The sequence below is a fragment of the Hominisplanchenecus murintestinalis genome (assembly GCF_943193015.1).
Taxonomy (GTDB): domain Bacteria; phylum Bacillota; class Clostridia; order Lachnospirales; family Lachnospiraceae; genus Hominisplanchenecus_A; species Hominisplanchenecus_A murintestinalis.
Map to the genome: position 1 here is coordinate 1 of NZ_CALPCM010000063.1, position 9349 is coordinate 9349.

The 9349-nt window shown below is 42.1% G+C and carries 12 protein-coding genes; 6 read left to right on the top strand and 6 right to left on the bottom strand.

The window, feature by feature from the left end; all coding sequences use genetic code 11:
* Positions 1–169: 169 nt before the first annotated feature.
* Genes NFR99_RS13680 through NFR99_RS13700 form a run of 5 tightly spaced genes read right to left on the bottom strand, consistent with a single transcriptional unit; the run spans position 170 to position 3471 of the window.
* Positions 170–1345 (bottom strand): aspartate aminotransferase family protein, encoded by a 1176-nt coding sequence (locus NFR99_RS13680; protein ID WP_251353932.1) that lies wholly within the window; start codon positions 1343–1345, stop codon positions 170–172.
* A 1-nt stretch (position 1346) separates the two neighbouring features.
* A complete protein-coding gene (locus NFR99_RS13685; protein WP_022068465.1) occupies positions 1347–1616 on the bottom strand; it encodes a TIGR04076 family protein in 270 nt (89 codons plus the stop codon).
* Positions 1603–2442, bottom strand: coding sequence for a pyridoxamine kinase (locus NFR99_RS13690; protein ID WP_172540515.1), 840 nt, complete (start codon positions 2440–2442; stop codon positions 1603–1605). Before NFR99_RS13690 ends, NFR99_RS13685 begins: the two co-directional genes overlap by 14 nt.
* A gap of 12 nt (positions 2443–2454) precedes the next feature.
* The gene (locus tag NFR99_RS13695) at positions 2455–2958 is read right to left on the bottom strand and encodes an HD domain-containing protein (RefSeq protein WP_135976959.1); all 504 of its coding nucleotides are present in this window, start codon (positions 2956–2958) and stop codon (positions 2455–2457) included.
* 9 nt (positions 2959–2967) lie between these two features.
* Entirely contained in the window at positions 2968–3471 is a 504-nt protein-coding gene (locus NFR99_RS13700; RefSeq protein ID WP_168354857.1) for an HD domain-containing protein, read from the bottom strand.
* A 134-nt stretch (positions 3472–3605) separates the two neighbouring features.
* On the opposite strand from NFR99_RS13700, the gene NFR99_RS13705 reads away from it, so the two are divergent.
* The 4 genes from NFR99_RS13705 (at position 3606) to asrC (ending at position 7192) form a co-directional block, all read left to right on the top strand.
* Positions 3606–4265, top strand: a complete 660-nt coding sequence (locus tag NFR99_RS13705; RefSeq protein ID WP_251353933.1) for a Crp/Fnr family transcriptional regulator — start codon at positions 3606–3608, stop codon at positions 4263–4265.
* A gap of 145 nt (positions 4266–4410) precedes the next feature.
* Entirely contained in the window at positions 4411–5427 is a 1017-nt protein-coding gene (asrA, locus tag NFR99_RS13710) for an anaerobic sulfite reductase subunit AsrA (protein WP_135976956.1), read from the top strand.
* Complete coding sequence (asrB, locus tag NFR99_RS13715) at positions 5424–6218, top strand: anaerobic sulfite reductase subunit AsrB (RefSeq protein WP_251353934.1); 795 nt, start codon at positions 5424–5426, stop codon at positions 6216–6218. The genes asrA and asrB overlap by 4 nt, the downstream gene beginning before the upstream one ends.
* Before the next feature lie 11 nt (positions 6219–6229).
* Positions 6230–7192 carry a sulfite reductase subunit C gene (gene asrC / locus NFR99_RS13720; RefSeq protein ID WP_172540510.1) on the top strand — a complete coding sequence of 321 codons (963 nt, stop codon included), beginning with the start codon at positions 6230–6232 and terminating at the stop codon, positions 7190–7192.
* Positions 7193–7287: 95 nt separating this feature from the next.
* Here asrC and NFR99_RS13725 read toward each other — a convergent pair whose 3' ends face one another.
* Entirely contained in the window at positions 7288–7950 is a 663-nt protein-coding gene (locus NFR99_RS13725; protein WP_022239855.1) for a Crp/Fnr family transcriptional regulator, read from the bottom strand.
* A gap of 91 nt (positions 7951–8041) precedes the next feature.
* Between NFR99_RS13725 and NFR99_RS13730 the strand changes: the two genes are divergently transcribed.
* Positions 8042–8755, top strand: a complete 714-nt coding sequence (locus NFR99_RS13730) for an ATP-binding protein (protein WP_135976953.1) — start codon at positions 8042–8044, stop codon at positions 8753–8755.
* Between the two features lie 75 nt (positions 8756–8830).
* Positions 8831–9163: a cupin domain-containing protein gene (locus tag NFR99_RS13735; protein ID WP_156354597.1), complete on the top strand. Its 333-nt coding sequence runs from the start codon at positions 8831–8833 to the stop codon at positions 9161–9163.
* Positions 9164–9349: the final 186 nt, after the last annotated feature.

Genomic DNA, 9349 nt, shown 5'->3' on the forward strand with positions numbered 1-9349 from the left:
CACTAACCTGCAAGTCAGTAATCTTATTTTACTCTGAGGTATTTTTTTCTCAACCTTCTTTCTTGGAATTCCCTATACTTGAATTATACAGGAAGCTCCTTTTGTGCCGAATTATCAAAATATCGCTCATTATTGGAATTCACGTTGATTCAGCATATATGTACTCTAGTTATAATATTTTCTTAAGCACATACAGTAACGCATCAATATGCTCTTTCTCTAAAATCAACGGAGGCAACAGGCGAATCACATGTGAACCTGAAGGAATTACGATAATTCCCGCTTCTTGTAAAGCATTTATATAGTATGCGGCAGGTACAGACAGTTCAATTCCTTTCATAAGCCCCAGTCCGCGCACCTCTTTGATCACAACTTTTTGAGCGGCCAATTCGGACAATGCCTTATCTAAATAGGTCGTCATAGCCCTGACATTCGCCAATATGTTATACTGTTGATAAAGTTGGAATACAGCAGTAACGGCTGCAGCGGCCAGAGGATTGGAGCCGTAAGTTGTGCCATGATCTCCTACACACAATACACCGGTTGCTGCCCCTCTGGTTCCAATTGCACCTACCGGAATTCCGCATCCCAAAGCCTTTGCCGAAACCACAATGTCGGGAGCAACGTCGTACAGCTGATACGCAAACATATTTCCGCTTCTGCCCATACCACATTGAATCTCATCCAAAACCATCAAAATTTTGTTCTCATCGCAAAGCTTTCGGACTCCTTTGATAAAGTACTCAGTGGTAGGATAAATTCCGCTCTCACCTTGTACTGTTTCCATAAAAATTGCACAGGTATTTTTTGTAATCAAGCGTTTAACGCTGTCCAGATCATTGAAATCGGCAAATTTAACATGAGCAAGCATAGGAGCAAAAGGTTCCTGATAGGTTGCTTTCCCTGTTATGGATAACGCCCCCATAGATCTGCCGTGAAAGGATTTTTTCATGGCAATGATCTCTCCATTATGATTATTATGCTTCAAAAAATGATATTTCTTAGCAATTTTAACCGCACCTTCGATTGCTTCCGTTCCAGAATTGGTGAAAAACACCTGCTCCATGCCAGATGCCTGATTGAACAGCTTTGCAGCTTCAATCGCAGGAACATTATAAAAAAGATTAGAGGTGTGTAGCAGCTTCTCCATCTGTTCTTGCAGTGTACGTGTGTAATTCTGATCGTGATATCCCAAAGCACACACACCGATTCCAGACCCGAAATCCAAATACCGTTTTCCCTCTGTATCATAAAGGTACATACCTTCGCCATGATCCCATACAATGGGATAACGATTATATACAGGAACAAACTGCTGATTTGCTTGTTTGATATAAGGATTCATTTCAGTTCTTTTCCTCCTCTACTTCAATTTTAAATACATTGATTACATCCACATCTGGACAGCAGAATACAATGGAGCCATCTGGTTGGCTGGGGAGTTTTCCCCCATACCGCAGAATGTCAATGTAAGGGAAAGCCACGTGCATGGCCATTGGGCAGAGAGCGCCTCTTTCGGTATCAAAGTCAAAGGTATCTCCAATTCGATGACCACGATGGCACCCCATATGTCCCTTTTGATCTATTAAACTGATTTTAATTTTAGGCTTTTTCATCGTTAATTTCCTCCAAAAATTGTTCAATGGGAATTCCCTTGTATTTGTCAGTATCATGTAGATTAGCATAAATAATTTTTTCGAGTTGTCTCATTGCACTTTGTACGCTCTCTAAAATCTGGCCTGATTTTAAATAATGCCCTACTACAATCGCCATAAAAATATCCCCTGTACCTGGAAAACGCACCGGTATTTCTTCATAAGGAAGCAAGATACACGAATTTTTCGGAGAACTTTTTACAACAGTAAACATTCTTCCATTGATATTTGCGCTTGTAATCACAACGGATTTGGCACCAAGCGTATGTAGTCGATTTGCGATTACTTCAATTTCCGGTTCAGAGTAAGTGTGTTTAACTGTGTATTCGGATAAAAAGCACGCCTCCGTAATATTGGGGACAATCACATCTGCAATAGAACACAACCGTTTCATGTAAGCGACTACTTGATTTGTTACACCATTGTATCGTTTTCCGTCATCTCCCATAATTGGATCAACAAAAATCGAAGTACCTGATTTTTGTTGTTCCTTACAGTATTCATATACAAGAGATGACTGCCTTTCCGACACAATAAATCCGGTACAGATTGCGTCGAAAGAAAACATGAGTTTCTTCCATACCAGAAGCGTATTTTCCATATATTCTGTTGTATCCAGAATATCAAACTGACCATAATCCAGAGTGTTGGAAACAAGTGCAGTAGGCAAATTGAAAGTTTCAAATTTCAAGTGAGATAAAACAGGAATCATGACAGATAAGGCGACCTTGCCATAACCTGCCATATCATTGATCAATAAAATTTGAGTTTGCTTTTTATCTGCCATAGCCATATTTCCTCAGTGACCGAAATAACAAAGTCTGCACAGTGTTTTTCCTGACTCTGTTTGAAAAATCTTCTGTAATGTGGTTTCTATTGTGTTTTTTCCCAGATTATCTTCATAAAAATTTACCAAAAAATCTGCTTCCACAAGAATCTGATAGTCAATACCATCTATATCTGCGTAGGTATGATGGTGTCCTACCAAATAGCAGATTCGATTGATGTCTGCTTCCTCAAATCCCAGCTCTCCCAACATTTTGCGGGCATAAAAAGGACCTTCTTGCTCCTGTAATCTCCCACTGGACATCCCATACTTTTCTTCTGCCGGCCGAATACCAATATCATGAACCAATGCGGCGCATTCGGTCAAAAACTGACTATGCCCATCCAACTGTTCCATACGACCAATCATCTGTGCAAAACTGTGAACTTTTATCAAATGATGAATGCGTTGTGGATCATTCTGGTTAAAATGAATCATCTTCCGCATTAACATATCAATTATATTTTCCTGATACATAATACCCTCCTATTCCATTTCTTTTTTCAAACAAAGTGCCATCAGTTCCTTTCCTCCATCTGTTTGAAAAATTTTCTTTATATACTCTGCTTTTTTATAATCTGGCCGGTTTTCATAGCAGTTTACAATTAGATCGGCTTCCATCAAAAGTTGCAATAGTTTATTTTTGGGCTTGTCATAATCATGATGGCAATTCACTAGTTCAATGATTTTCGGAACATACGACGGAAGATAATTGGCCGATTCTAAAAAGCGAGTCACAAGGATAGATACCACCTGTTTCTGATTGTTCTGACTGGCATCCCCGTTATAATGTTCTTTGCAATATTTAATTGCCACATCATGTAAAATGGCTGCTGCTTGCAAAATTTGCTGATCTTCAACAGAGATTTTTTCTTGCTCACCAAACAGCTTGGCTAATGCATAAACCTTAAGGATATGTTGCGTACGTCTACAATGTCCTTCTTCATAGCACAATACACTGTATAAAAGATGGGTTTCATTATTAATCACGTTGACAAGTATCCTTTCTTGAAAAATTTTTATATCTCTTTATAAGAATAAAGCATTTTTCATCAGTTCTGTGTTGCGCTTGCAACACCTACCACAAAATGCTATACTTTATCTCAGAAGAAAGGAGAGACAATATGCAACTTAATTTCAAACAACTTGCTTCGCTCCCAATCTTCAATGGTATTTGTGAAGAGGATCTTCCAGCCATGTTGAATTGTTTGGGAAGCTTCCAAAAAAATTATCAAAAAGATGAAATTATCCTTCTGGAAAGTAATGAGGTTCGAAGTGTTGGCATTATATTGTCTGGCATCGTCCATATGGTTAAGGAAGATTCAGAAGGCTACCAGACACTCCTTGTAGCAATGAAAGATGGTGAGCTTTTTGGGGAATCTTTTTCTTGTGGAAGCCATTTAGATGCACATGTTAGTTTTTTCGCAGCTGCACCCTGTACAGTTCTATTTTTACCTTTCCATAAAATTATTCACTCATGTAAAATGAGCTGTACCTTTCATCATCGGTTGATTGAAAATATGGTTCAACTGATAGGAGACAAAAATGTTCAGCTGATGCACAAAATTGAAGTAATCTCGAAAAAAACTCTACGAGAAAAAATTCTTACATATTTACAGCAACAAGCCCTTGATCAAGATAGCAGGCAATTTACCATCCCCTTAAGTCGACTTGAATTGGCTAAATATCTATGTGCCGACCGCAGCGCGTTAACTCGAGAACTATCTTATATGCAAAAGGATGGACTGATTTCTTATGAAAAAAACACATTCCAACTGTTATAATTGAATACTACAAGCTCCCCATTAAATAATCTACAGCATCAAACAAAGAAGAATCCATGTTGCACACGCAACATGGATTCTTCTTTGTTTGTGTTACACTCCTTATAGTCATCATGTAGTTATTTAAGTATAAGGAGGAAAATATATGGGCTTTCATATTACTGATATGCAACTGAATGTATTATTTCAGACATGGCAAACAAATTACCATATCTATGCTCCCCGCAACTTTTCTGGCGGCGGACGCTTTTCTGATACAGATTGTATCCGTTATGGAAAAATTGAACATGCTGACGAAATCGTGTTCGACAAAAAATCTGATTATTCCTTCAAGGAAGTGCTGACACCCGTTTCTCAAACCCTGTTCTTCTTTACGGAAGGGCAAACCAAAGAAGCCGATTTTCCCCAAAAAGGCGCAGTCATTTTCTTGCGTAGCTGCGACCTATATGCTCTTAAGCGGCTGGACGATATGTACCTACACAACGGTCCAGCAGATTATTACTATCAGCATCTGCGGGATAACATTAAAATTGTGCTGATGGGCTGTGAACATTCCTTTGAAAATTGCTTCTGCGTCAGTATGGGAACCAATGTAAGCACTAAATATGATATGAGCATCGACCGCCAGCCTGACGGCACCTATCTGGTGGACTGTAAGGATGAGGCATGGGTGAAACAGTTAGTACAAGCTGGATGTGAACAGCAGGAAGTCATCCCTGCTCATGTCACTGAAAACCAAGTTACAGTTCAAGTCCCTGAAAATCTGACCGCAGAGGTGGCCAAAAGTACTATGTGGGAGGAATACAATAGCCGCTGCATCAACTGTGGACGTTGCAATTTTGTCTGTCCTACCTGTACCTGCTTTACTATGCAGGATCTCTTTTATAGTGAGAATGGCAAGGTTGGAGAGCGCCGTCGTATCTGGGCCTCCTGTATGGTAGATGGCTTTACCGATGTGGCCGGTGGCGGCAGTTATCGGAAAAAAAACGGAGAACGGATGCGGTTCAAGGTACTGCACAAGGTACTGGACTACAAACAACGCAATGGCTATCACATGTGTGTGGGTTGCGGACGATGCGACGATATCTGTCCGGAGTATATCTCATTTTCAGGTTGCATCAACAAATTGCAGAGTGCTATGACGGAGGTGACTGAACAATGATGAAAAATGATTATATTTCTTTCCCATCCAAAATTTTGGAAGTAATTCGGCACACAAAAATTGAGTATACGTTCCGTATGGAGTTTCAAGGAGATGTTAAGCCGGGACAGTTTTTTGAAGTGTCGATTCCTAAATATGGAGAAGCTCCTATATCAGTCAGTGGTATTGGAGACAACTTCGTAGATCTAACCATTCGTCGAGTGGGCAAGGTTACCAATGAAGTTTTTGAACATTATGTGGGTGATACTCTTTTGCTGCGTGGTCCCTATGGGAATGGATTCGATGTATCAGACTATGCAGGTAAGGACATCATCGTCATGGCTGGCGGAACTGGTCTATCGCCTGTTCGAGGAGTGGTGGATTACTTTTTCAATCATCCAGAGCAGCGGGGGCATATGACTCTGATTGCAGGCTTCAAAACGTCGCATGACATTCTTTTCCGCAACGATCTGAAGCTCTGGAAAAAAAACATGGATATCATCCTTACGGTAGATTGTGCAGAAGAGGATGTTGCCTGTCATGTGGGCCTTGTTACTCAGTACATCCCTCAAATCAAACTGGATAATGTGCAGAACACAGTGGCTGTTGTAGTAGGGCCTCCTGCCATGATGCGCTTTTCCGTGCAGGGATTACTGGATATTGGACTTCCAGAAGAAAATGTCTGGATTTCTCAGGAACGGAAAATGTGCTGCGGTCTGGGCAAGTGCGGTCACTGTAAAATTGGGGACACCTATGTTTGCCTGGACGGTCCAGTATTTAACTATACCAAAGGGAAATTTTTAGTAGATTAAGGAGGGGTAACATGGATATCAACACAAAAATACTAAAAAAGAATGCGTTTCGTGTCACTAAAGAACGTGGTATGACTGCTTCCAGAATCCGTGTTCCCGGTGGTCATCTGGATGCCAAATATCTGAGCCAAATTCAGCATATTGCAGAAACTTTCGGAAATGGCACAGTTCATATTACCAGCCGACAGGGATTTGAGATTCCTGGTATTCCTTTTGAAAAGATGCCAGAGGTTAATGCTGCCCTTCAAAGCCTGATTGACGGTTTGGAGATCAATCAGGATGAAGTGGGCTGCGGCTATCCTGCTGCTGGAACCCGAAATATCACCGCTTGCGTGGGCAACCGTGTCTGTCCATTCGCCTGTTATGATACCACTGCGCTTGCCCAGCGTATTGAAAAAGCTGTTTTCCCCAACGATCTCCACTTTAAGATTGCTCTGACTGGTTGCCCCAATGATTGTGCCAAAGTACGTATGCATGACTTTGGCATCATGGGTATGACAGTACCTCATCTTGAGTCTGATCGTTGTGTTAGCTGCGGGGCCTGTGTAAAAGCCTGCAAAAAGAAATCTGTTGAGGCTCTGAAGCCAGTCAACTTCCGTCCTCAACGAGATGAGCGGCGATGCATTGGCTGTGGAGAATGTGTTTTGGCCTGTCCGAATGCTGCATGGACTCGTAGTGAAAAGAAATACTATAGACTTACTTTGCTGGGTAGAACTGGCAAAAAGAACCCGCGTCTGGGTGAAGATTTCATCAAGTGGGTGGACGAAGACAGTATTATCAAAATCATTCTCAATACCTACGACTATGTGAAGGAGTACATCGACCCCAATGCTCCCGGCGGAAAAGAGCATATTGGCTACATTGTAGACCGTACTGGTTTTGAGGAGTTCAAACGATGGGCCTTGCGGGATGTCACTCTGCCAGAGATTGCAGAAGTTATGACTCCCATGTATTGGAAAGGTATAACATATTGATATATAACAGCTTGAGAGATTTTTGAAGGACACTTAAAAGTATTTTTTTGATAAAATAGATCATCAGAAAACATACAATGAATCACTCATACTCTCTATTGAAACATCAAGCTATCTTTTAATAAAAATTGATTCTTGCTGTACTCAATAATTCCGTCTTTTTGCATTTTTGAAAGCTCGTTACACATGGTACTGCGGTCCACATTCAGATAATCAGCTAACTGTTGGCGGTTGTAGGGGATCAGGAAAGAATTGCTCCCGGCGCGTTTGGCGCATTCCGAAAAATAGGACATCAACCGCCCCCGAATGGATTTGGAACTGGTATGCTGGATTCTTTGAGAAAGCTGAAGGTTTCTGTGAGCGCAGACAGTCAGCAGATTTCGGACAAGTCTTGTGTGGAATGGACAGGCATTGGTACAAGTAGCCAGGACACGCCCCACATTCATAAACAATATGGATGTATCCTCCGCAGCGGACACCGTAACCAACATCGGCTCCCCCGGAATGCAGGCATACACCTCGGCGAATACAGAGCCGGGCGCAACATGACCCAAAATACTGGTATTGCCCCAGATATCGTTGCAGGAGATCACCGCCAGGCCGGACAGCAAGATCCCGATATTTTCCGTGATGTTTCCTTCTGAAAGGATTACCTCTCCTTTTTGAAAACTACGCGTTGTGGCATTCAGGCAACCCAAAAGAGATGTAATCTCTGCTTCTTCCAGTCCTCGAAACAGTTGTGTATTGGATAAATTCATATTTTTCACTCCTTGTTGTTATAACAACAGACTTTCATTTCATATTATAGTATACTAAATCCAGAAACGCAAGAGAAAGGATGAAGCAAACATGATTCGGAAAATTATTCAGATAGACGAAGAAAAGTGCAATGGATGTGGGGCCTGCGCCGAAGCCTGCCATGAAGGGGCTATCGGCATGGTAAACGGGAAGGCAAAACTCCTGCGGGACGATTATTGCGATGGTCTGGGCGATTGCCTGCCCACCTGCCCCACCGGTGCGATTTCCTTTGTGGAACGGGAAGCTGCTGCCTATGACGAAAAGGCTGTGCAGGAAAATATGAGAAAAAAGAACAGAATGAATTCTCCTTCCGTTGGTGTTCATGCGGGTTGCCCGGGCAGCCGAATGCAGCGAATCCAGCATTCGCAGGAATCTGCTCCTTCTGCCCCGATGCAGGCTGAGTCACAGCTGAGGCAGTGGCCCTGCCAAATTAAGCTGGTCCCAGTAGGTGCCCCCTATTTTGAAGGAGCCAAGTTGCTGATTGCGGCAGATTGCAGCGCATATGCCTATGCCAGAATGCACGAGGATTTTATGCGTGGGAAGGTTACGCTGATTGGCTGCCCCAAGCTGGACAACGTGGATTACAGCGAAAAGCTGACGCAGATTATCCAAAACAACAATATCCAGAGCGTGACCATTGTGCGGATGGAAGTTCCCTGCTGCGGCGGACTGGAGTTAGCTGCTAAAAAAGCATTGCAGGCAAGCGGAAAATTCATTCCCTGGCAGGTGGTCACTATCTCGATTGATGGAAAGATTCTGGAATAACCTCTGATTCGGTTCTTCAGTTTTTGGAATATATCCGACAGACAAAAACAAATTATATTGCAGGAGGTGACTGTTATGAGTAAAAAAATGAAAAACATTGCGCAAGCCGAGGTTCTGACGCTGAAGGAGCAGATCTCCTATCAGGAGGGGCAGGTAGTCAGCAAGACGCTAGCGCAAAATCCGGCAGTAAGTATTACCCTGTTCTCATTCGCAAAGGGCGAGGAAATCAGCACCCATGAATCGGGCGGCGACGCTTTCGTAACCTGTCTGGACGGCGTTGGAAAAATCACCATTGACGGCACAGAATATCTGTTGCATGAAGGAGAATCCATCGTCATGCCAGCTGGACACCCTCACGCGGTATATGGACAGGAAGCGTTCAAGATGCTTTTGGTCGTTGTATTTTAATCAAACGTAAAATTGACAGAGTCCAGCTAATAAATGTCAATAGGTAAATGAAAAATATTTTTCTTCTAAAAAAGGGCAGACTTTCCCCTTGGTGAAAATATCATTTTTTAAAAAGATATTGATTCGTTGGATTTGCAGTGTTTTATGCAGCTATGTCGCATTTAGCAGCATTGTATTGTTTGATAT